Origin of the sequence: Bordetella genomosp. 10 (assembly GCF_002261225.1) — a bacterium.
Classification (GTDB): Bacteria; Pseudomonadota; Gammaproteobacteria; order Burkholderiales; family Burkholderiaceae_B; genus Bordetella_C.
Genome location: NZ_NEVM01000005.1, coordinates 485,321 through 507,009, shown reverse-complemented (window position 1 = coordinate 507,009; position 21,689 = coordinate 485,321). Strand labels below are relative to the sequence as shown.

The 21,689-nt window shown below is 66.2% G+C and carries 19 protein-coding genes, 1 tRNA gene and 1 pseudogene; 14 read left to right on the top strand and 7 right to left on the bottom strand.

What is annotated here, in order from left to right:
* Nucleotides 1–57: 57 nt before the first annotated feature.
* The 8 genes from leuC (at nt 58) to CAL29_RS18540 (ending at nt 8,738) form a co-directional block, all read left to right on the top strand.
* The gene (gene leuC / locus CAL29_RS18575) at nt 58–1,461 is read left to right on the top strand and encodes a 3-isopropylmalate dehydratase large subunit (protein ID WP_094856743.1); all 1,404 of its coding nucleotides are present in this window, start codon (nt 58–60) and stop codon (nt 1,459–1,461) included.
* A gap of 11 nt (nt 1,462–1,472) precedes the next feature.
* Nucleotides 1,473–2,126, top strand: coding sequence for a 3-isopropylmalate dehydratase small subunit (gene leuD / locus CAL29_RS18570; RefSeq protein ID WP_094854539.1), 654 nt, complete (start codon nt 1,473–1,475; stop codon nt 2,124–2,126).
* Nucleotides 2,127–2,205: 79 nt separating this feature from the next.
* The gene (gene leuB, locus CAL29_RS18565) at nt 2,206–3,285 is read left to right on the top strand and encodes a 3-isopropylmalate dehydrogenase (RefSeq protein WP_094854538.1); all 1,080 of its coding nucleotides are present in this window, start codon (nt 2,206–2,208) and stop codon (nt 3,283–3,285) included.
* A 321-nt stretch (nt 3,286–3,606) separates the two neighbouring features.
* Nucleotides 3,607–4,737, top strand: a complete 1,131-nt coding sequence (gene asd / locus CAL29_RS18560; protein ID WP_094854537.1) for an aspartate-semialdehyde dehydrogenase — start codon at nt 3,607–3,609, stop codon at nt 4,735–4,737.
* 149 nt (nt 4,738–4,886) lie between these two features.
* On the top strand, nt 4,887–6,941 hold the full coding sequence (locus CAL29_RS18555; RefSeq protein ID WP_179284102.1) for a type IV pilus assembly protein FimV: 2,055 nt from the start codon (nt 4,887–4,889) through the stop codon (nt 6,939–6,941).
* Between the two features lie 3 nt (nt 6,942–6,944).
* A complete protein-coding gene (gene truA, locus CAL29_RS18550) occupies nt 6,945–7,739 on the top strand; it encodes a tRNA pseudouridine(38-40) synthase TruA (RefSeq protein ID WP_094854535.1) in 795 nt (264 codons plus the stop codon).
* 116 nt (nt 7,740–7,855) lie between these two features.
* Nucleotides 7,856–8,578 carry a phosphoribosylanthranilate isomerase gene (locus CAL29_RS18545; RefSeq protein WP_094854534.1) on the top strand — a complete coding sequence of 241 codons (723 nt, stop codon included), beginning with the start codon at nt 7,856–7,858 and terminating at the stop codon, nt 8,576–8,578.
* An 83-nt stretch (nt 8,579–8,661) separates the two neighbouring features.
* Nucleotides 8,662–8,738 (top strand) — tRNA-Val (locus tag CAL29_RS18540).
* 848 nt (nt 8,739–9,586) lie between these two features.
* Here CAL29_RS18540 and CAL29_RS31865 read toward each other — a convergent pair.
* The 7 genes and pseudogenes from CAL29_RS31865 to CAL29_RS18515 form a co-directional block, all read right to left on the bottom strand.
* The gene (locus CAL29_RS31865) at nt 9,587–10,576 is read right to left on the bottom strand and encodes a c-type cytochrome (RefSeq protein WP_256977852.1); all 990 of its coding nucleotides are present in this window, start codon (nt 10,574–10,576) and stop codon (nt 9,587–9,589) included.
* A pseudogene (locus tag CAL29_RS31860) lies at nt 10,562–11,287 on the bottom strand (c-type cytochrome); the annotation flags it as partial. The gene CAL29_RS31865 and the pseudogene CAL29_RS31860, both read right to left, overlap by 15 nt.
* Nucleotides 11,288–11,406: 119 nt before the next feature.
* Nucleotides 11,407–12,429 (bottom strand): alcohol dehydrogenase catalytic domain-containing protein, encoded by a 1,023-nt coding sequence (locus CAL29_RS18530; protein WP_094854532.1) that lies wholly within the window; start codon nt 12,427–12,429, stop codon nt 11,407–11,409.
* Nucleotides 12,430–12,464: 35 nt separating this feature from the next.
* Nucleotides 12,465–13,376: a flavin monoamine oxidase family protein gene (locus CAL29_RS18525; protein ID WP_094854531.1), complete on the bottom strand. Its 912-nt coding sequence runs from the start codon at nt 13,374–13,376 to the stop codon at nt 12,465–12,467.
* Nucleotides 13,377–13,380: 4 nt separating this feature from the next.
* On the bottom strand, nt 13,381–13,533 hold the full coding sequence (locus CAL29_RS31335) for a hypothetical protein (RefSeq protein ID WP_179284101.1): 153 nt from the start codon (nt 13,531–13,533) through the stop codon (nt 13,381–13,383).
* A 216-nt stretch (nt 13,534–13,749) separates the two neighbouring features.
* A complete protein-coding gene (locus tag CAL29_RS18520) occupies nt 13,750–15,108 on the bottom strand; it encodes an ATP-binding protein (protein ID WP_094854530.1) in 1,359 nt (452 codons plus the stop codon).
* Nucleotides 15,105–15,770, bottom strand: coding sequence for a response regulator (locus CAL29_RS18515; RefSeq protein WP_094854529.1), 666 nt, complete (start codon nt 15,768–15,770; stop codon nt 15,105–15,107). Before CAL29_RS18515 ends, CAL29_RS18520 begins: the two co-directional genes overlap by 4 nt.
* Before the next feature lie 92 nt (nt 15,771–15,862).
* Between CAL29_RS18515 and dsbG the strand changes: the two genes are divergently transcribed.
* The 6 genes from dsbG (at nt 15,863) to CAL29_RS18485 (ending at nt 21,681) form a co-directional block, all read left to right on the top strand.
* A complete protein-coding gene (gene dsbG / locus CAL29_RS18510; RefSeq protein WP_094854528.1) occupies nt 15,863–16,726 on the top strand; it encodes a thiol:disulfide interchange protein DsbG in 864 nt (287 codons plus the stop codon).
* Between the two features lie 145 nt (nt 16,727–16,871).
* Complete coding sequence (locus tag CAL29_RS18505) at nt 16,872–17,792, top strand: MBL fold metallo-hydrolase (protein ID WP_218831923.1); 921 nt, start codon at nt 16,872–16,874, stop codon at nt 17,790–17,792.
* A gap of 95 nt (nt 17,793–17,887) precedes the next feature.
* Complete coding sequence (locus CAL29_RS18500; protein WP_256977567.1) at nt 17,888–18,823, top strand: LysR family transcriptional regulator; 936 nt, start codon at nt 17,888–17,890, stop codon at nt 18,821–18,823.
* 92 nt (nt 18,824–18,915) lie between these two features.
* Nucleotides 18,916–19,689, top strand: a complete 774-nt coding sequence (locus CAL29_RS18495; protein ID WP_094854526.1) for an aldolase — start codon at nt 18,916–18,918, stop codon at nt 19,687–19,689.
* Between the two features lie 29 nt (nt 19,690–19,718).
* Nucleotides 19,719–21,086: an MFS transporter gene (locus tag CAL29_RS18490; RefSeq protein WP_094854525.1), complete on the top strand. Its 1,368-nt coding sequence runs from the start codon at nt 19,719–19,721 to the stop codon at nt 21,084–21,086.
* Nucleotides 21,070–21,681 (top strand): 2-hydroxychromene-2-carboxylate isomerase, encoded by a 612-nt coding sequence (locus CAL29_RS18485; protein ID WP_094854524.1) that lies wholly within the window; start codon nt 21,070–21,072, stop codon nt 21,679–21,681. The genes CAL29_RS18490 and CAL29_RS18485 overlap by 17 nt, the downstream gene beginning before the upstream one ends.
* Nucleotides 21,682–21,689: the final 8 nt, after the last annotated feature.

Genomic DNA, 21,689 nt, shown 5'->3' with positions numbered 1-21,689 from the left:
CACACGGGCATAATCGGTCTCCCTAATTGGTTTTTCCCCCGATTTCCGGTGAAGCTCATGGCCCAAACCCTCTACGACAAACTCTGGGACGCGCACGTCGTCAACCAAGAGTCCGATGGCACCTGTTTGCTCTACATCGATCGCCACCTGGTCCACGAAGTGACCAGCCCGCAGGCGTTCGAAGGTCTGGAAAACGCCGGCCGCAAGCCGTGGCGCATCGACGCCAACCTGGCGGTCGCCGACCACAACGTGCCCACCCTCCATCGCGCCCAAGGCATCAGCGACCCCGTGTCGCGCCTGCAGGTCGACACGCTGGACAAGAACTGCGACACGTACGGCATCACCGAATTCAAGATGAACGACCTGCGCCAGGGCATCGTGCACGTCATCGGACCGGAGCAGGGCGCCACCCTGCCGGGCATGACGGTGGTGTGCGGCGACTCGCACACCAGCACCCACGGCGCGGTCGGGGCGCTGGCCTTCGGCATCGGCACCTCCGAGGTGGAGCACGTGCTCGCCACGCAGACGCTGCTGATGAAGAAGAACAAGAGCATGCTGATCAAGGTCGAGGGCGAGCTGCCGTTCGGCTGTACGGCCAAGGACCTGGTGCTGCACGTGATCGGCATCATCGGCACCGCCGGCGGCACCGGCCATGCCATCGAGTTCGGCGGCAGCACCATCCGCGCGCTGTCGGTCGAGGGCCGCATGACGGTGTGCAACATGGCCATCGAAGCCGGCGCCCGCTCGGGCATGGTGGCGGTCGACGACAAGACCATCGAATACTTCCGCGGCCGTCCCTTCTCGCCCACCGGCGTGCTGTGGGACCAGGCCGTCCAGTACTGGCGCACGCTGCACACGGACGAGGGCGCGAAGTTCGACCGCGTGGTCGAAATCAACGCCAAGGACATCCGTCCGCAGGTGACCTGGGGCACCTCGCCCGAAATGGTGCTGTCCATCGAGGACCGCGTGCCGGATCCCGACCGCGAAAAGGACGACGTGCGTCGCAGCGGCATGGAGCGCGCGCTGGAATACATGGGCCTGAAGCCCAACACGCCCATGTCCGACATCCGCGTCGACCGGGTGTTCATCGGCTCCTGCACCAACTCGCGCATCGAGGACCTGCGGGCGGCCGCGGCCGTGGCGCGCGGCCGCCGCGTGGCGGCCAACGTGAGGCAGGCCATGGTGGTGCCGGGTTCGGGCCTGGTCAAGCAGCAGGCCGAACGTGAAGGCCTGGACAAGATCTTCATCGCCGCCGGCTTCGAGTGGCGCGAGCCGGGTTGTTCCATGTGCCTGGCCATGAACGCCGACCGCCTGGAACCGGGCGAGCGTTGCGCGTCCACGTCCAACCGCAACTTCGAAGGCCGGCAGGGCCAGGGCGGGCGCACCCACCTGGTCAGCCCCGCCATGGCGGCGGCCGCCGCCGTCGCCGGCCACTTCGTCGATGTCCGCACTCTCCGCTAAGGCGCCAGATCATGCAAGCATTCACCACTCATGAAGGCCTGGTGGCCCCGCTCGACCGCGAGAACGTTGACACCGACCTGATCATTCCGAAGCAGTTCCTCAAGTCGATCAAGCGCAGCGGCTTCGGCCCCAACCTGTTCGACGAACTGCGCTACCTGGACCATGGCGAGCCCGGCATGGACAACAGCAAGCGTCCGCTGAACCCGGACTTCGTGCTGAACCAGCCGCGCTACCAGGGCGCCAGCATCCTGCTGGCCCGCAAGAACTTCGGCTGCGGCTCCAGCCGCGAGCACGCGCCGTGGGCGCTGACGCAATACGGTTTTCGCGCCATCATCGCGCCGTCGTATGCGGACATCTTCTTCAACAACAGCTTCAAGAACGGCCTGCTGCCGGTGATCCTGTCCGAATTCGAGGTCGCGCGCCTGTTCGACGAAGTCAGGGCGTTCGCCGGCTACAAGCTGCGCATCGACCTGGAGCGCCAGGTCGTCGTCGCCGCGGACGGCCGCGAGATCGGCTTCGACATCGAGCCCTTCCGCAAGTACTGCCTGGTCAACGGCTTCGACGACATCGGCCTGACGCTGCGCCAGGCCGACAAGATCCGCGCGTTCGAAGCCGAGCGCCTGGCTCGCCATCCGTGGCTGCACAGCGGCCGCCCGCTGGCCTGAGGCGAGGGCGGGGGCGGGCGTTGCCGCCTGCCCCGGCGCCCGCCGTTTTAATGTTTTTATCTCCGATCTGGATCTTGCAATGACCCATAAGATTGCTGTTCTCCCCGGCGACGGTATCGGTCCCGAAATCGTCGAGCAGGCCGTGCGCGTGCTCAAGACGCTGGACGTGTCCTTCGACCTGAAGGAAGAACCCGTGGGCGGCGCCGCCTTCGACAGGTTCGAACACCCGCTGCCGCCCGCCACGCTGAAGCTGGCGCAGGAATCGCAGGCGACGCTGTTCGGCGCCGTCGGCGACTGGAAGTACGACAGCCTGCCGCGCGAATTCCGTCCGGAACAGGCCATTCTCGGCCTGCGCCGTTCGCTCGGCCTGTTCGCCAACCTGCGTCCGGCCATCCTCTATCCCGAACTGGCCAATGCCTCGTCGCTGAAGCCGGAAGTGGTGTCGGGCCTGGACATCCTGATCATCCGCGAACTGACCGGCGACATCTATTTCGGCCAGCCGCGCGGCCAGCGCAGCGCGCCCGACGGCGCATTCGCCGGCGAGCGCGAAGGCTACGACACCATGCGCTACACCGAGCCGGAAGTGCGCCGCATCGCGCGCGTCGGCTTCGAGGCCGCGCGCAAGCGCAGCAAGCGCCTGTGCAGCGTGGACAAGGCCAACGTGCTGGAAACGTCGCAGTTCTGGCGCGATATCGTGATCGAAGTCAGCCGCGAATTCCCCGACGTGACGCTGTCGCACATGTACGTCGACAACGCCGCCATGCAACTTGTGCGCGCGCCGCGCGAGTTCGACGTGGTCGTCACCGGCAACATGTTCGGCGACATCCTCTCGGACGAAGCCGCCATGCTGACAGGCTCGATCGGCATGCTGCCCTCGGCCTCGCTGAACGCGTCCAACCAGGGCCTGTACGAACCCAGCCACGGCTCGGCGCCGGACATCGCGGGCAAGGGCGTGGCCAATCCGCTGGCCACCATCCTGTCGGCGGCGATGATGCTGCGCTATTCGCTGGACCTGCCCGCCCAGGCCGACCGCATCGAGGCGGCCGTGCGCCGCGTGTTGGCCGAAGGCCTGCGCACGGCCGACATCTACGAGCCGGGCACCACCAAGGTGGGCACCGCCCAGATGGGCGACGCCGTCATCAAGGCGCTGGCCGTCTGAGCCGGCTCGCTTGACGCCAGACGGCTTACGTCGCCATTCACGCCGTGATTGCGTCGTAAAAAACCGTCAAATGCCTCCGGCGGGGCCGCGTGCCTCGCCGGCGGTTCGGGGAATCCCGACACTTTCTGCTAAATTGTCGAGTGATCCGGTCCAAAAAGGCCGGACGATGCTGGGTATTCCCCTTGCCGGGGGCCCCGTTACGCCGCCTCTCCCTCGGGGGCATGGCGCCGCCGCACGACGGCGCCGCGGCAAAAAACCCGTCCATTCCGACGGATTTCCGTTTTTTTCAACTCAACCATGAATCTTTAAGAGCGTAGAGAAATGAGCAATGCAGTGGGCCTCGTCGGCTGGCGTGGCATGGTCGGATCGGTTTTGATGCAACGCATGCGCGACGAGAAGGATTTCGCGCTGATCGAACCGGTGTTTTTCTCCACTAGCAACGCGGGCGCGGCTGCGCCCGCCTGGGCTGACGGCGCCGGCGCGCTGAAAGACGCCTATGACATCGACGCTCTTAAAAAACTGCCGATTATCGTGACCTGCCAGGGCGGGGACTACACCTCCGAGGTCTACCCCAAGCTGCGCAGCGCCGGTTGGCAGGGCCTGTGGATCGACGCGGCCAGCACGCTGCGCATGGCCGACGACGCCATCATCGTGCTGGACCCGGTCAATCGCCCGGTGATCGACGCGGCGCTCAAGCGCGGCGTGCGCAACTTCATCGGCGGCAATTGCACCGTGAGCTGCATGCTGATGGGCCTGGCCGGCCTGTTCAACAACGACCTGGTCGAATGGATGACTTCCATGACCTACCAGGCGGCCTCCGGCGGCGGCGCGCAGCACATGCGCGAGCTGCTGACGCAATTCGGCCTGCTGAACGACGCCGTCAAGCCGCTGCTGGACGATCCCGCCTCGGCCATCCTGGACATCGATCGCGGCGTCCTGTCCAAGCAGAAGGACGAGAACCTGCCCACCGACAACTTCCTCGTGCCGCTGGCCGGCAACCTGATTCCCTGGATCGACAAGGATCTGGGCAACGGCATGTCCAAGGAAGAATGGAAGGGCGAGGCCGAGACCAACAAGATCCTCGGCCGCGGCGAAGCCTTCGGCACGCCGGCCACGCCGATCGACGGCCTGTGCGTGCGCATCGGCGCCATGCGCTGCCATAGCCAGGCGCTCACCATCAAGCTCAAGCGCGACGTCCCCCTGGACGAGATCCAGGACATGATCGCCAGCGGTACGCAGTGGGCCAAGGTCGTTCCTAACACCAAGGAAGCGACCATTCGCGACCTGACCCCGGTTGCGGTGACCGGCACGCTGGACATTCCCGTGGGCCGCCTGCGCAAGCTCTCGATGGGTTCGCAATATCTGGGCGCCTTCACCGTGGGCGACCAACTGCTGTGGGGCGCCGCCGAACCGCTGCGCCGCATGCTGCGCATCGCGCTGGCCGCGGCTTGATCCGGCGCCACGACCGGCCTTAGTAAGAGGCCGTCTGCCGGGCAGGAACAAGGGCACCCGGGGTGCCCTTGTCATTTCAGCATGACGGCAGGTGCGTTACACTTTTCTTTCGCGGCTACATGCCCTCCGACCGTGGATTCCATCGGCTTATGACGTCACGCAACCCGCGCCTGTCCCCTCGTTCATCCCTGACCGCGACCCGCTGCGCCATGGCGATGTTGCTGACGGCCTCGGCCGTGGCCGCGCAGCCGGCCTGGGCGGCGCGCCTGGGGCATAGCCGCGTCGTGTCGGCCCAGAATGCCCCCTTGCAGGTGGTGATTCCGCTGACGGACCTGACGCCCGACGAGCGGGCGAGCCTGCAGGTCTCGGTCGCCCCGGCCGATGCCTGGCAGCGCGCCGGCCTGAAGCCGCCGGTGTCCTTGGGCAGCATGTCGCTCAAGGTGGAAGCCGGGGCCGATCCTTCGCAAAAGATCGTGCGGCTGGCCTCGCCCGAGGTCGCGGCGGATCCGGCGGTGGACGTGCTGCTGAATATCGGCAGCGGCGCGGGCCAGCGGCAGGTGCAACTGACGGTGATGCAGACCGCGCGGGGCTTTCCCGGCCTGAATTCGCAGGCGACGGTCGGACCGTCGACGCGCGCCGCCAGCAGCGTGGCGGTGCGCCAGGGCGACACGCTCTATGGCATCGCGCAGAGCCACGCGCTGGCCGACGCCACCATCTATCAGATGCTGGTGGCGTTGTGGCGGGCCAATCCGCAGGCGTTCATCCAGAACAACATGAACCGGGTCAAGGCCGGCGCGCGGCTGATCGTGCCGGACGCCTCCACGGTGCGGGCCATCGATCCGGCCGAGGCGCGCCGTATCTTCCTGGAGCAAGCCGAAGCCTATGCGCGTTATCGCGCTGGGTTGGCGGGCGCCGCCAGTCGTGGCGCGGCCGCGGCCCAGGCGCCGGCGGCATCGGGTCAGGTCGGTTCGGGCGCGCCCGCCGCGCAGCCGGAAGCGGGCGCGCAGGATCGTCTCAGGCTGTCCAGCGGCGTGCCCGGGCAGGCGGGGCAGAGCGGCGAGGACGCGGCCCAGTCGCGCGCCGATGCCGAAACCTCGACGGCCAAGGCGACGCAGGATGCGAAGTCGCGCGTCGATGAACTCGAGCGCAACGTCAAGGATTTGAACGCGGCGTTGGCGCAGCAGGGACAGGGTGGCCAGGGCGCCGCCGGTCCTGGCTTGACGGTGCCTGCGCCGGGGTTGTCGGGTGGTCCTGGCGCGGCTGCGCAGGGTGGGCAAGCCGCGGCGGGGCAGGGTGGGCAGTCGGTGGCGCAGGCGCAAGGCGGTTCGAATGGGCAGGCCGGCGCTGGCGGATCGGGAAGTGGGGCCGGGCAAGCTGGCGCGAATGGTCAGGCTGGGGCGGGTGCGAATGGTGCTGGCGTGGATGGTCAAGCCGGTGCTGGTGGACAAGCTGGCGCGGCTGGCCTGCCCGCCGCGGGCGGGCAGCCTGGCGTCGCGGGCAATGGTCAAGCGGGGGCGACTGGAGAAACCGGCGCTTCGGGACAGTCGGGCAGCGGTGCGCAGGGCGGTTCCGCGGGCGCTAATTCCGGCGCCGGTGCGGGTGCGGGAGCTAACCCAGGCGCGGCCGGAGCCGGCAACGGCGCGGGTGGCGCGACTGGGGCTGCGGCAGGCCCTAATGGGGCAACGGGTCCCAATGGTGCAACGGGCCCCAACGCAGCCGGTTCGGCCAATGGTGCTGGCAGTGGCGCCGGCGCCGCCTCGTCGAATGGCGCGGGTCCGGCCAACGCGGGCGCAGGCAACGCGGGTTCCCCGGCAGCGGGCGCTACTTCGCCGTCCAGCGCGATCTCGCCGTCCACGCCAGGAGCCGCCACGCCGGGCAGCGACCGCGCGCCGGGCGCGAATAGCGCCGACAACCTGAGCGCCGGCGGCACGGCCGCGCAGCCGACATCCGCGCTGCCGCGCTGGCTATCGGACAATCTGCTCATCTTCATGACGGTGGTCCTGACCTTGATCGCCTTCGTCATCGCGTGGCTGCTGCGCCGCGCGGGGGCCCGTCGCGACGATGACGACGACGACATGGACGAAGACCTCTACGCCACCGAGATCGACCCGGCGGCGATCGATCGGCGCCTGGACGGCATCGATCTCGATCTGGATCCCAAGCCCGCCGACACGCGTCGAGAGCCGGGCGTGTCCCGTTTCTGATCCATGCCGCGTATTGCATTAGGCGTGGCGTACGACGGGTCCGCCTGGAACGGCTGGCAGACCCAGCCGCATGGGCGGACCGTGCAGGACACGCTGGAGGCGGCGCTCGCGCAATTCGCCGACCGTCCGGTCGCCACGATATGCGCGGGCCGCACCGATACGGGCGTGCACGCAGCCATGCAGGTCGTGCATCTGGACACGGACGCGCAGCGGCGCGATGAGTCCTGGGTGCGGGGCGTCAATGCGCTGCTGCCGCCCAGCATCGCGGTGCGCTGGGCGCGCGTGGTGCAGGACGATTTCCATGCGCGTTTCTCGGCGGCCAGTCGCACCTATGTCTATCTGCTGATCAACGATCGCGTGCGTTCGCCCTTGTGGGCCGGGCGCGCGGGCTGGTGCTTCCAGCCGCTGGACATCGAGGCGATGCGCCAGGCGGCCGCCTGCCTGATAGGCGAGCACGACTTCAGCAGCTTCCGCTCGTCGCAGTGCCAGGCCAGGCATCCGGTGCGTGTCATGCATCGCCTGGACATTGCCACGCAGGGCGACCTCATCGTGGTCACGCTGCGCGCCAACGCCTTTCTGCACCATATGGTTCGCAACCTCATGGGCGCGTTATTGCAAGTCGGCCAGGGGCGCAAGCCGGCGGCGTGGATGGCCGAACTGCTGGCCGCGCGCGATCGCACGCAGGGCGCGCCGACCTTCATGCCCGACGGCCTGTACCTGGCGGCCATCGAGTATCCCGAACGCTTCGCGCTGGGCGAACTGGACGGGACTCGGCTGATCCTGCCGTCGGTGTCCTGAAAGGGCGGTGGGGCCATGCGCCGGAGCCGATAAAATAGCGGTTTGCCTTGGCCGGTGTATCGTTGCGCCGGGCCTATCTCACCGATTCTTCTCCCCCCTTTTTTGATTCACTCTTCATGCGCACCCGCATCAAATTCTGCGGCATGACCCGCTCCGAAGACGTCGCCGCCGCGGTCGCGGCCGGTGCTGACGCCATCGGCATGATCTTCTATCCCAAGAGCAAGCGCTGCATCGACGTCGCGCAGGCAGCCCGCTTGCGCCGCGCGGTGCCCGCTTTCGTCGACGTGGTGGCCTTGGTGGTCAACGCTGCCGAGGAGGACGTTCGCCGCATCATCGGCGAAGTGGGTCCGGACCTGCTGCAATTCCATGGCGACGAGACGCCGGCCGACTGCCGTCTGTATGGCCATCGCTACCTGCGCGCGCTGCGCGTGGGCGGCCCGGGCGCGGACAGCGCCGCCGCGCTCGCCGCCACCTGCGCGACGTATGGCGACGCCGCGGGCTGGCTGTTCGACAGCTATACGCCGGGCTTCGGCGGCAGCGGCCTGGCCTTCGATCATCATCTGCTCGACGACGTGCGGAAGGCCTCGGCGGCCGCTGCGTGCAACGCGATCGGAGCGGTGGATGGCGCGGACGCCGCCTCCACCGGCGCCCCATCGCGCGTGTCCGTGCCATTGATTCTCTCGGGCGGCTTGACGCCCGGCAACGTCGAAGCCGCGGTGCGCACCGTGCGTCCCTATGCGGTCGACGTCAGCAGTGGCGTGGAAAGCGCCCCGGGCATCAAAGTCCATGATAAGATGCGCGCCTTCGTCGATGCGGTGCGCCGCGCCGACGAAGCGTGAAGAGAAAGGGTGCGTCGAACGAATCAAAAAACTGATGCGATTTGACAGACAAAAAAATCACCCATATAATTCTTCTTCTTTGCAGGCGGTTAGCTCAGATGGTTAGAGCGCTACGTTGACATCGTAGAGGTCGTTGGTTCGATTCCAATACCGCCTACCACCGAATTCCCAGGCAGTCCCGATACTGCCAAGATAGAAGCCCACTAAGCCTATTAAGCCGGTGGGCTTTTTTGCGTTTGGCCTGTCCGGTTTCACCAGCGACTGCTTAGTCCAACATAACCTCCGATAATGATGAAAAAAGGACGCGGCGTTGAAGTTTTTGATCTTTATGATTGGCTGCCTGGGCACGGAGAATCCGCTGCGAGTCTGCACTCTGGCGAGGGCAATTGTTTGGTGATTTCGGTATGGTATGACCATGGCCCGGATCTTCTGAAGCGAGATATTTCCTTCGGAGGCGCATGCTCTTACTACAAACAGGCATTTCCTGGTCCATGGACGCTTGATCTGGATTTCACCTCAGAAAATGCACTATCGGGGGCGCTCTTAGAGTATCCCGACTCGGAAGCCGCTCAGGCCTGGACCAGACACTACGGACAAGTTTTTTCCATCAGGCATTTTTCGGTCGTTTTCTCCGCGGAGAATACTGCAATTGACCGAATCGCTGTTCGACGTTCATAACGATTACAGGCGAGTCGATAAGGTCCGCTGGCAAGTAAAAGAATATCTGGATGACAATATATTTTTCGATCGGTATTTGCCGATCGGGCACGAATATCGTAAGCCCGTTTTTCAATTCACCGATTGACGGAACGGTAGGCTGGGGTATCGCCAGCAGCCTCGGCGCCGCCGCATGGCGGGCGCCGAAAGCCGCGGTGTACCGCCAGCCAATTCAAGCGTCGTCAACGCCGATGAAATACGCGACCGACATTCGCATGCGGGATGTCGCGGGTCACGTCAGTCCCAGCACCAGCACCGGAAACAGCATCAGCATCAGCCCTAGCCCCAGCATCACGACCCCTCCTTTTGCAAATGGGCGGCGGCAGGCGGCGAGTCGCTGCCCAGGACGTGGCCGTTGATTTCCAATCCGTAGAGCGAGTCGGCTCCGTCGTGATAACGCTTGCGCGTGGCCGCGACCGATTCCTTGAAACGGGGATCCTGGGGACGCTCGTGCGCGTTCATGAAATACGCGACGTCCCAGGCCTGTTGCGCGGTGAGCAGGCCCGCTTGCGAGAGCGGCATGTTGGCCAGGATGAAGCCGGCCGCATTGCCCAGTTGGTGCATGCCCGCGCCCCAGTTGTACGAGTCCGGACCCCACAAGGCCGGGAATACCCAATGGCCGTCCTGCTTCTGCCCTTCGCCCTGCGCGCCATGGCAGGTGGCGCAGAACTGCCCGAAAACCGCTTCGCCGCGTACGTAGTCGGCCTTCTGCGGGGGCGGCGGCAGCTTTGGATAGCCCTGGCCGGCGAGCTTCACGCCGGTGGGCGCCTTCGAGGCCAGCCAGAACATATACGTTTGCAAGGCCGTCATTATCGGGTCGTCCGCGGCGGGGGCCTTGCCGTCCATGCTGAAACGGAAGCAGCCCTGCAGGCGCTCGGCCATCGCGTTCACGTGGCCGTTCTTGGCGCGGTAGGCGGGATAGATGACGTATGCCGCCCACATCGGGGCCGAGTCGGGCCGGCGGCCGGCGTCCAGGTGGCAACTGGCGCAGTTCAGCTTGTTGCCGACGAACTTGGGTGCCATCTCGGGCGTATGCAGGAAGATCTGCTCGCCCAGGCGCACTTCCTTGCCGAATTCGTTGTCGGGGATGCTGGACGCCAGCGGCGGGACGAAACGCGGTGGTTTGCCGGGCCCGGCGTCGTGAACGCCGGGGGCATCGGCCGAGCTGGCGCCCGGCGTTGCGTTCGCATTGCCGTTGGCCGAGCCGGCCGCTTGCGCGGAAGCGACGGCCGGCGTGGATGCCGCACCGGCCCCGGCTTGCTTCTTGGCGGCATTCGGCAGCTCCGCGTAATAAGCCGCGACGGCCTTTATATCGCTGTCGTCCATATGGCTTGCGACAGCGGGCATCAGCGCCAGCGGGCCGGGCGGACGATGGCCTTGTTGCCAGGCTTGCAGTTGCGCGGCGATATAAGCCGCGGACTGCCCGGCCAGGGAGGGGAACTGGTTGCCGACGCCGATTCCACCCGGGCCATGGCATTGATTGCAGGCCGGCAGGTTGCGGCCCCATTCGCCGCGCTTGGCCAGCCAGGCGCCGCGGTCTTCCGGGCGCACATCTTCCTGCGCGGTGGCCGCTAGTGCCGCGTTGTCCAGGGGCGTCGGCAAGGTCGCGTAGTAGCGCGCCAGCGAAGCGCGCTGGTCGGCGTTCAGGCTTTTGGCGATGGGAGCCATGACAGGGCTGACGCGCATCCCGTTGGCCATGGCTTCGAGTTGTTCGTCCAGGTATTGCTCGCCTTGGCCGGCCAGGCGGGGAAAGCCCGCGGCCGGCGTGCCGGCGCCCTGGGCGCCGTGGCAGGAACTACAGGCGGGAACCGATCCCATGCCTTGCGTGGCCAGCGTTTTGCCCAGCGCCGCGTCGGCGGCGGCATGCGCGGTCAGCGCCGTGCACAGGGTGAAGAACCCGGCGGCCCATATCGCCGGCCACCGCCAACCCGGTCTACAGGATGGGGAATCGTTCGTCGGGAATCCCGGTGCGGCCTGAATCGCGCCTCGCATGCTCGTCTCCGTTTTCTGGTCTATGCCTATGATTAATTATTTGTAGACATAACTTAATTTCCAAAAATTATAAATGAATGGCGCTGCATCGTGGCGCAAATTTCTTGTCGCGGGCGAGATCAGCGCGCCATGGTCAGGACCACGCGGAATTTCGCCTTGCCGGATTTCATGCGCTGCAACGCCGCGTTGGCCTGCGCCAGCGGCACGATTTCTATGCTGGGCCGGATGCCCGCGAGGACGGAGAATTGCAGCGCCCGCTCGTTTTCGTAGGGCGATCCGGTGATCGATCCGGCGACCGATCGCTCGCCGCGCACCATCAGGCCGGTCGGAAGCGTGGCCGCGTCCTTGCCGGGCGCCAGGATGGTCAGCCGTCCGCCGGGAGCCAGGGCGCCGACCAGCCTGGCCGTCGCCCCGTTGTCGGCGACCGTGCTGACGATGGCTTGCGCGCCGCCCATGGCTTTCAGGGCATCCACCGGGTCGGCGACGTGCGTGTCGATGTAGGTGTGCGCGCCCAAGGCCGCGGCATCTCCGGCAATGTCGGCGCCGCGGCCGATGGCCGCCACGTTGAAACCCATCTTGCGGGCGTATTGAACGGCCATGTGTCCCAGGCCGCCGATACCGAAGATGGCGACAAGGTCTCCGGCCTGCGCGCCGCATTTTTTCAAGGCATTGAAGGTGGCGATGCCGGCGCAGAGTATGGGAGCGGCCTCCTCGGCGTCCAACTCCGCCGGGATGGAAACCAGCCCGCTGGCGCGGGCCACCATGGCTTCGGCATAGCCGCCGTCGCAAGAGGATCCGACCACGGGCTGGTTCAAGCAAAGCTGAAACAGGCCTTTCCTGCATTCCGGGCAAGCGTGGCAGGGGCCGCCCAGGCGGCCTACGCCGACGCGTTGCCCCAGTTTCCAGAGGGGCGGAACCCCCTGGCCCAGGGCCCGGATCCGTCCCACCACTTCATGGCCCGGCACACGGGGAAAAGGGAGCGACGGGTCGGCATTGGCGATATCCGCGGCGTCCGCGCCGCAAACGCCGCAGGCCTCGACGTCCAGGACGACCTCGCCGAAGCCGGGCGCCGGGATGTCGCGCTCCACCATCTCCAGGGCGTCGGCGGACCGGACCTGCATCGCGCGATAAGTTTGTTTCATGACAGGACTCCTAACGGATGATGCAGGACAGGATCTCAGCGCGGGCAGGCGGCGCTTTCGCCGGCTTTGCGCAAGAGCGCGTCCAGGCCCAGCGTTACGGCTTCGACCGCGCCCGCGAGATAGCCCGGATAGTTCGGGGACCATTCGCTGCCGACGCCGACGAAGCCGAACAAGGCCGCCTTGCCTCCGGGCGAGGCGGCATCGTGGATCTCCGCCATGGGGCCGCGCGCGCTGCGGACAGCCCCCGACAGGCCTTGTTCGCGCCAGAACGGGCGGTCGTATACGGCCAGGTATTTGGCGTGCGGCGCCATCCAGGTCTGCGTGTCGCGCCAAGTATCTTCGAGGTCGGCGGGAAGCGCGGGTTCGAAAGCGATGGTGGCGGCGGCCAGGCGCGGCGGCAGGGCAAGCAGGACGATGTCCGCTCGATAGCGCGACGGCGCGCCTTGCGCGTCGCGCGCTTCGATATCGACAGCCGCGCCGTCGCGGCGAACGGCCGTGACGCGGCGGTCCGCGTGTATTTTTCCGGCTTCCAGCTTGCCGGACAGCGCATCGATCAGGCTGCCCATGCCGTCCGCCAGGCGCATGGACGTCGGCCAGCCGGCCATGCCCGGCACGCGTCGCGGCGCGCCTTGCGCGGGTTCGACGACGGTTTCGCCGGCCTCATACTGCGCATGGCGTCCGAGTTGCAGGGCGTCGATGAGATGCGACAACGCGGGCTGGTAGGACGGCCAGAACCAGGTCGGACCCAGGTCGAAGCGCCGCGCGGCGGGGGAGGGTGCGAGGCGGTCGGCCGGAGGCGCCGGCTCGTCCAGCGTCAGGGAGGCGATGCGGCCGCCCAGGACGGGGCGGGCCTCGAGCACGACGTAGTCCGTATGGCCGCTTTCTTGCAGGAGATAGGCGGCATACAGGCCGCTCAGGCCCGCTCCGACGATTGCGATGCCGGGCATGGCGTCAATCCAGGGACAGGCCGGCGAACATGGCGGCGGCGCTTTGCTTCAGATAGACGGTGGCGCCGCCGGCGCCGGCCGCGAGATCCGGCGGGATGTCGCCCGCCGGCAGGCGGATCCAGGCGCCCCGCTGACAGGACCGGGCGCCCAGCGACAACTCGCCGTCCAGGCGCAGTGAGCCGGGTAGACGATGGCCCGTTGATTGAAATCCGCGTTCACGCGCATCGGAGTGTTCCTGAAACGATAGGATCTCCGTTGGGGAAGCGATGACGCCGAGCGATGCGTGCCCTCCCGCCAAGGCGGAGAGAGATATTGTTTTCCGTGGAGGCCGGCCGGGACAAGGCATAAAAACTGGGCCGGACGCAAAGAAAATCTATCCGCGGGCGGCGGCGTTCGTCCCCCGTATGGTCAGGCGGACGCACAAGCCGCCCTCGGGGCGTGGCGTCAAGCTCAGTTCGCCACCGTGGCAATCCGCGATGGCCTTGACGATGGCCAGGCCCAGGCCGCTGCCCTCGGACGCGGTGTTGCCGCGCCAGAAGCGTCGCACCGCCTCGGCGCACTGCGCCCGCGACATGCCGGGCCCGGCATCCAGCACCTGGAATTCGATGTCGCCCGCTATTTCCTTGACCCGCAATTCGACCCTGGCGGTTGCCGGGGTATGCCGCATGGCGTTCTGCACGATATTGCTCAAGGCGGAGACCAGCAGCGGTTCCGGCATGTCCGCCGCTTGCGCGTCCGTGCAATGCATGTCGACGTCCAGGCGGCGTTGCTGGGCCGCCGGCAGGGCATTGAGGACGGCGCGCAGCGCCTGGGCAACGCCGGTCGCTTCGCCGGCGCGGGCGCCGCAGTCGATGCGGGCGAGTTCGAGCAGTTGGTCGAGCAGCTCCTGCATCCGGTCGGCGCCGGTCCGCGCCTCGTGAATCGCTTCTCGCACGACGGCGATATCCTGGTTCTTTTCGAGCGCGAGATCCGCGACCTGCATATGCACCTTCATGGCCGCCAGGGGCGTGCGCAGCTCATGCGCGGCGGCGTCGGTGAATTGACGCTCCCGGTTGAACGCATCGTGGACGCGGCGCAGCAGGTTGTTCAGCGTGTCCTGGAAGGGCGCCAGTTCGGCGGGTATCCTGAGCGCGGGCAGGACGGCGTCGCTGCCGGGCGTGCGCGCCTCGAGGACGCGTCGAAGACGTTCCAGCGGGGCCAGGCCCCACGCGATTCCCATGCGCAAGGCGAGCAGGGCGCCCGCGAGCGCGACGCAGAAGGGCACGACGATGGAGGTGGCGATCTCGTGGACCAGGGACTTGCGCAAGGCCACGCGATCGGCCGTCGTCACGCGCATGCCGTTATGTTCGATGGAGTAGGTGCGCCAACGCTCCCCTCCATAGTCCACCATGTCGAAACCGTCTTTCAACCGCCCCAGCACCGGGCTGTTCGCCGAATGGGAAATCACGCGCACGGCAATGCCATCCCGGATCTGGCTGATGGAGCACGCCATGCCGCTGCCTGAGAACGGATTGACCCAATCCGAAGGGCCGTCCACCATCGTTCCGTCCGGCAGCCGCGTGATGAGCCCCGCGACCATTTTTGCCGACGCCGCGAGCCTGTCGTCCAGCGCCGCGCGCAGTTCATTGCGCGAGTTGGCCAGCATCCAGGCGGAAAATCCGGCCCACAGGACGACCAGGGAAAGGCCGATCATGAGCATCAGGCGCGCCCGCAGGCTCAGGGCGCGCTTCATTCGCCGGCCTCGCCCAGCCGATAGCCCAGGCCCCGCACGGTCTGGATGATGTCCGCCCCCAGTTTGCGGCGCAGATGATGGATGTGCACGTTCAAGGCATTGCTCGCGACGGCTTCGTCCATCCCGTAGATGCTGTCGTGCAGTTGGCCCGTGCTGAGAATGTGATCGGGATGCTTCAGGAAGGACATCAGCAGCGTCAGTTCCCGCCGGGGCAGCTCGACTTCTTCGTCATCGAGCCACACCTTGCCCGCCGCGACGTTGCAGGTCAGGCGCCCGTGCCGGATCGTATCGTCGGCATGGCCGTTGGCGCGCCGCGCGATGGCATGCAGGCGAGCCACCAGTTCGTCGAGATCGAACGGCTTGACCAGATAATCGTCCGCGCCCGCGCGCAGTCCGCGAATGCGATGATCCACCGCGTCCCGCGCGGAGAGTATCAGCGTGGGCAGCCTGACGCCCAGGGCCCGCCATTTCGTCAGCAGGTCTATGCCGTCGCCGTCGGGCAGGCCCAGATCGAGCACGCAGATGTCGAACGGCGCAAGCGCGACGGCGGACTCGGCCTGGGCCGCGGACCCGGCATGATGAGGCGTGAAATCATGCAGGCGCAGGCCTGACATCAGGCCTTTGGCGACCAGTTGATTATCTTCGACGACAAGGACTCGCATGGAAATCTTTCCTGGTCCCGCGTGCGTTCCGCATGCGGATCGTGGGTGCCGGGTTAATTCCCGCTTAATGTTGGCTCAATAGAATTGCCGGCATGGAAACGACAAATTATGCCTCCACGACGACTTCCGCGGTGCGCAACCGGTATGCGCGCGCGACCACGGCCGTGGCGGCCGTATTGAGCCTGACGCTGGCCGGCGTGTCGATTCATGCCGCTTCGGCGGAAATCGAGAAGCCGGCCGTCCTCAAGACCATCGAGAAAGAGGGCATCACCATCGTCGGCAACGTGCTGCCCGCGCCGAAGGGCATGACGGGCTGGGCGGGCTACCAGGGCACGCAACCCCTGGCCTTCTACGTGGCGCCTGACGGCCAGGTCATCGTGGGAACGGTATTCAATGCGAAGGGCGAGGACATGACGCGCGGCCCGCTGCAATCCGCGGTGAGCGACGCCATGTCGCGCGGGATCTGGGGGCAGCTCGAGAAAAGCCGCTGGATCGCCGACGGCAAGGCGACGGCCCCCAGGGTCGTCTATGTCTTCACGGACGCGAACTGTCCCTATTGCAATCTGTTCTGGAACGCCGCCCGGCCCTGGGTCGATAGCGGCAAGGTGCAGTTGCGCCACGTCATGGTGGGCATCATCACGCCCACCAGCCAGGCCAAGGCGGCCGCATTGCTTGCTTCCGCCGATCCCGCCCAGGCGCTTTTCCAGCACGAGAAGGACAACACCGAGGCCAGGAAGGCGGCGCGGCCGGCGGGGATGAAGCCGCTGGAGTCCGGCGTCAAGCCGCTGGTGGACATTCCGCCGGCCATCAAGCAGAGCCTGAACGCAAACCTGGAACTCATGATGAATATGGGAATCCGCGGCACGCCCGGCGTCGTCTGGCGCGACGAAAAGGGAAATGTGCGGGTGCATCCGGGCGTGCCGCAGGATCTCGCCGAGATATTCGGGCCGGCGTGATTCGGGCAGGACAGGCCGGCGGCGTGCCCGCGCGCCTGAATATTCTCCGTTTTGTCGGGAGGAAATGGCACCGATGACACTGGACCTGACCCAGGCGCAGCCGGACGAGGCGATCGCGGCGGCGCGCGGCATCGTCGTGAGCGCGATGGAGGTTGCTGCCCGCCGTCCCGTGGTTACCGCCTTTTTCGATGAGGCGACCTGCACCGTAAGCTATGTCGTGCGCGATCCCGCCTCCCGTCATTGCGCGGTGATCGACAGCGTGATGGATTTCGACCCTGCGTCGGGTCGGGCGTCCACGGTTGCGGCGGACAGGATTCTTGCATTTATCGAGTCGGAAGGCTTGCAGCCGCAATGGCTGTTGGAAACGCACGTCCATGCCGATCATCTGTCGGCGGCGCCTTATCTGCGGCAGCGCGCCGGCGGCCGCTTGGCCATGGGCCGGGAGATCCGCACGGTGCAGGCGCACTTCGGCCGGCTATTCAACGAAGGCTCGGCCTTCGCCCGCGACGGCAGCCAGTTCGACGCGCTGTTCCAGGACGGCGACCGCTTTGCAGTAGGGGACATGGCGGCGATGGCGCTGCACGTGCCGGGCCATACGCCGGCCTGCATGGCCTACGTGATCGGCGACGCGGTCTTTCCGGGGGACACTCTGTTCATGCCGGATTACGGCACCGCGCGTTGCGATTTCCCCGGCGGCGATGCGCGCGCGCTGTACCGGTCGATACGGCGCCTGATGCGCCTGCCGCACGAAACGCGGCTCTTTCTCTGCCACGACTACAAGGCGGAAGGGCGCGCGGAGTATGCCTGGGAGACGACGGTGTCCGCGCAGCGCGTGACGAACGTGCACGTGCGGGATGGCGTGGGCGAGGAGGCTTTCGTGTCCATGCGCAATGAAAGGGATGCAACCTTGTCCATGCCCAGGCTGCTGTTGCCCGCCATTCAAGTGAATATGCGGGCAGGCCGGTTTCCTCCCAAGGAAGACAACGGCATGAGTTATCTGAAGTTGCCGATCCGAATGGACAAGTCCGGACCTCGCCGCCGCGTATCCAGGCCGCGAGAACGGTAACGGCGCGCCGGTGGGGGGCAGGTTGAGCGACAATGGCGATCTATCCCGGACTGCGCTGCCAGTCCGCCACCAGCGAAGGAAGATAGGTGCCAGGCATGCCGGACGTGATTGCCCATGAACGCGACGAGCTTCCCGGCGACAATGTGCCGGGCGAGTCCGACCGCCGCTTGCGGTATTTCATGACGATCGCCGCGCTCGGTTCGATGTCGAAAGCCGCTGATGAGCTGGGTATTTCGCAGCCCAGCCTGAGCCGGCAGATTTCCGTCCTGGAGACCTATCTCGGTCAGCCCGTCTTCGAGCGCACGGGGCGCGGCGTGGTTCTCACGAGCGTCGGCGAGGAGCTTTATTGGGCGACCGCGTCGGGTTTCAAGCTTATCGACGATGCCGTGGCCAAGGTCCGGGATATGAACACGGTCATACGCGGCTCCCTGAAGATCGCCGCGGTCCATACACTGACGTATTACCTGCTCGGCGATCTGGTGTCCGTCGTCGCCCATGAAGGGCATGGCGCGAATCTGCAGTTGATGGGGCGCAGTTCCCCTGAAGTCGTCGACCTCGTCGCCTCGGGGAAAGCCGAACTGGGGTTCGTCTACGATTCCGCCGTCGCGGTTTCCGGCCTGACCTCGATCGATCTTTTCGAGGACGAGATGTGCCTGATCGTGCGCGCGGAACACGAATCCCGGGACACGGTCGATATATGGAACGAGCGGCAGCGGCTGGTGGTGTTTCCCGCTCACTACGCGCTGCGCAAGATGTTGCAGCACGCCAAGCTCGATTATGTCGCCTCGGCCGAGACGGATACCGTGGACGCCGCGCTCGAGATGGTCTCGGCCGGCATGGGCACCTGTCTGCTGCCCAGCCGGATTCCCGACCGGCTGCTGGCGGACTACAAGCTGCGCAAGGTCGCCATCGCCGGACCGCAACTGGCCAGAAAGGTGGTGGCGATACACAAGGAGGGCCGGCGCCTCTCGCCGCTCGCCGCCTTGGCCCTGGGCATCGCCCATCGATTGTCGCGGCGCGCACCTGAATAACAGCTATAGCCCCAGACGCATGGATTCCATCGCGCTTCGTTTCTCATACTTCCCGGGTTGGCAATTCTGCCTGACGAAGAAGGATGAGAACGATGAGCGAGCAGCTTCGCAGCAAGGCGTATTTCGATAAACGCGCTTCCGAGGAGATGTCCCGGCATCTCAAGGAGGCGAATCGCTCCGTCAGCGAGAACCTGGCGTATGCCTGTCGCATCCTGGCCATGACGGGGCAGGAGGCGGGGCTCGCGGGCCAGATCACGGCGCGGTCCGACAAGCCCAACGCATACTGGACCTTGCGTTTCGGCCTGGGGTTCGACGAGGCGACCGCGGACGATTTCGTCGAAGTCGACCAGGACCTGAACACGATCACCGGCGAGGGAATGGCGAATCCCGCCACGCGATTCCACCTCTGGGTCTACCAGGCGAGGCCGGACGTCCAGTCCATCATCCACACCCATTCGCCCTGGGCCACGACGCTCGCCACCGCGCGGCAGCCCCTGGTCGTCGCCCAGATGGACATGGCGCCCCTGTACGACGATTGCGCGTTTCTCGGCGAATGGCCCGGCGTGCCCATCGCGGACCAGGAAGGGGTCATCATTTCCGGCGCGCTGGGGAACAAGAAGGCCATCATCCTCGCGCACCATGGCTATCTGACCGCCGGAAATTCCGTCCAGGAAGCCACCTATCTTTCCGTCTACCTGGAGCGCGCCGCGCGATTGCAGGTGCGCGCCCAGGCCTTCGGACCCTTGACGCCCGTCGATGCAAAGTTGGCGAGAGAGGCCCACGACTATCTGCTCAAGCGCTCCATCGTCAATGCGACCTTCGATTACTGGGCGCGCCAGACCACGCGCTATCCCGGCCTCAAGTAGCCACTGAACCAAACGACCAAGGGGAAATCATGAAACACACGGACAGCAACGCGGCGCCGGGTGGGCCCAAGCCTGCGCGCCAGCATATCACCGCCGGCATCGCCAGCTTCATGGGCACGACCATCGAATGGTACGACTACTTCCTGTACGGCACGGCGGCGGCCCTTATCTTCAACAAGATATTCTTTCCTTCGTTCGACCCGGTGACGGGCACGCTGGCGTCGTTCGCCACGTATTCGGTGGGCTTCTTCGCGCGCCCGTTGGGCGGCATCATCTTCGGGCACTTCGGCGACCGGGTGGGGCGCAAGTCCATGCTGCTGATCACCCTGTTCATGATGGGAATACCCACGATACTCATCGGCCTGATTCCCTCATACGACAGCATCGGTTATTGGGCCGCCGTCCTGCTGGTGTTGATGCGGCTGCTCCAGGGCATCGCCGTGGGCGGGGAATGGGGCGGCGCCGTATTGATGGCGGTGGAGCACGCGCCCGAGGGCAAGAAGGGCTTTTTCGGCAGCCTACCGCAGGTCGGCGTCGCGCCGGGGCTGATCCTGTCGTCGTTGGCGATGGGCGCCGTCGCGAAACTCCCCGAGAGCGAGATGCTGGCGTGGGGCTGGCGCATCCCTTTCCTGGCCAGCGTGGTGCTGCTGCTGGTGGGCTGGTTCATCCGCATCCGGGTCGCCGAGTCGCCCGATTTCGAGAAAATGGAAAGCCAGGGGGAGAAGGTGGACGTGCCGGCCAAGGTCGTGCTCAGGAAGTATCCCCGGGAGGTGCTGGCCGTGGTGGGCGGGCGCCTGGCCGAGGTCACCTGGTTCTATACCGTCGCCACGTTCGCGCTGGCGTATGCCACGGGCACGTTGGGCGTGGCGCGCGGCACGATGCTGGACGCGACCATATGGGGCGCCGCGGTCGCGCTGTTCACCATGCCCTTGTTCGGCATATTGGGCGACAGGATAGGCTACCGCGTCGTTTTCATTATCGGGGCGCTGGGCGTCATATTGTTCGCGTCGCCGTTTTTCGGCCTGCTGCAGACGCGCGACCCGGCCTCGGTCAATTGGGCGATGATCATCGCCATCGGCCTTATCTACGGTTGCCTGTACGGCCCCGAGGGCAGCCTGTTTTCGGCCCAGTTTCCCTCGGCGGTGCGCTATAGCGGCATATCGCTCGCCGTCCAGGTGTCCGGCGCGATAGGCGGCGGCCTGGCGCCCTTGATCGCCACCTCGCTGCTCGCCTATGGTAAAGGCCACACGCACTACATCGTCTGGTATCTCGGCATCCTCGGTTTCATCGCCGTCGTCAGCGCCTTCTTCATGCACGGGCCGGAGCGCTTCGGCGCCGAACGTTCCGGACACGACACCAGCGACACCAGGGGAATGGGCCATGCAAAAATCCATTGACTACTATTTCTGGCTCAATTCGGATTGGGCCTACCTGGGCGCGCATCGGCTGGACGCCTTGGCCGACCGGCTGGGCGTCAAGGTCAACTACCTTCCCGTGGACTTGCCCGACGTGTATCGCCGGACCGGCGGCGTGCTGCTCGGCCAGCGATCGCCCGAGCGCCAGGCCTATCGCGTCGCCGAATTGAAGCGGTGGTGCCGGGAATTGGGGATGCACGTGAATCCCGCGCCCCGGTACATGTGCCCCGATGCCGACCTGGCCTCGCGCCTGGTCATTGCCGCGCTGCGGGAGCCCGCGCCGATCACGCCGCTGTACACCAGGATCCTGGAGGCGGAATGGTGCGAGGAAAGGGATATCTCCGATCCGGAAGTGTTGCGGGATATCCTGCGCCGCGCCGGCTACGATGCCGAGGCCCTGTTCCAGCGTGCCGCCCAGGCCGACATCGAAGCCATTTACCGGCGCAATACGGATGCCGCGGTCGCGGCGGGCGTATTCGGCTCGCCCAGTTATGTGTTCGAGGGCGAGGTTTTCTGGGGGCAGGATCGCCTCGACCTGCTGGAGAAGGCGATACGCCTGGCTTCCCCGGCGGCGTGATCCGGGCG

What these genes read in the sequence shown, in the direction of transcription:
- leuC (WP_094856743.1), top strand. Translation starts at nt 58, where the DNA reads ATGGCCCAAACCCTCTACGACAAACTCTGGGACGCGCACGTCGTCAAC.
- leuD (WP_094854539.1), top strand. Translation starts at nt 1,473, where the DNA reads ATGCAAGCATTCACCACTCATGAAGGCCTGGTGGCCCCGCTCGACCGC.
- leuB (WP_094854538.1), top strand. Translation starts at nt 2,206, where the DNA reads ATGACCCATAAGATTGCTGTTCTCCCCGGCGACGGTATCGGTCCCGAA.
- asd (WP_094854537.1), top strand. Translation starts at nt 3,607, where the DNA reads ATGAGCAATGCAGTGGGCCTCGTCGGCTGGCGTGGCATGGTCGGATCG.
- CAL29_RS18555 (WP_179284102.1), top strand. Translation starts at nt 4,887, where the DNA reads ATGACGTCACGCAACCCGCGCCTGTCCCCTCGTTCATCCCTGACCGCG.
- truA (WP_094854535.1), top strand. Translation starts at nt 6,945, where the DNA reads ATGCCGCGTATTGCATTAGGCGTGGCGTACGACGGGTCCGCCTGGAAC.
- CAL29_RS18545 (WP_094854534.1), top strand. Translation starts at nt 7,856, where the DNA reads ATGCGCACCCGCATCAAATTCTGCGGCATGACCCGCTCCGAAGACGTC.
- CAL29_RS18530 (WP_094854532.1), bottom strand. Translation starts at nt 12,429, where the DNA reads ATGAAACAAACTTATCGCGCGATGCAGGTCCGGTCCGCCGACGCCCTG.
- CAL29_RS18525 (WP_094854531.1), bottom strand. Translation starts at nt 13,376, where the DNA reads ATGCCCGGCATCGCAATCGTCGGAGCGGGCCTGAGCGGCCTGTATGCC.
- CAL29_RS18520 (WP_094854530.1), bottom strand. Translation starts at nt 15,108, where the DNA reads ATGAAGCGCGCCCTGAGCCTGCGGGCGCGCCTGATGCTCATGATCGGC.
- CAL29_RS18515 (WP_094854529.1), bottom strand. Translation starts at nt 15,770, where the DNA reads ATGCGAGTCCTTGTCGTCGAAGATAATCAACTGGTCGCCAAAGGCCTG.
- dsbG (WP_094854528.1), top strand. Translation starts at nt 15,863, where the DNA reads ATGGAAACGACAAATTATGCCTCCACGACGACTTCCGCGGTGCGCAAC.
- CAL29_RS18505 (WP_218831923.1), top strand. Translation starts at nt 16,872, where the DNA reads ATGGAGGTTGCTGCCCGCCGTCCCGTGGTTACCGCCTTTTTCGATGAG.
- CAL29_RS18500 (WP_256977567.1), top strand. Translation starts at nt 17,888, where the DNA reads ATGCCGGACGTGATTGCCCATGAACGCGACGAGCTTCCCGGCGACAAT.
- CAL29_RS18495 (WP_094854526.1), top strand. Translation starts at nt 18,916, where the DNA reads ATGAGCGAGCAGCTTCGCAGCAAGGCGTATTTCGATAAACGCGCTTCC.
- CAL29_RS18490 (WP_094854525.1), top strand. Translation starts at nt 19,719, where the DNA reads ATGAAACACACGGACAGCAACGCGGCGCCGGGTGGGCCCAAGCCTGCG.
- CAL29_RS18485 (WP_094854524.1), top strand. Translation starts at nt 21,070, where the DNA reads ATGCAAAAATCCATTGACTACTATTTCTGGCTCAATTCGGATTGGGCC.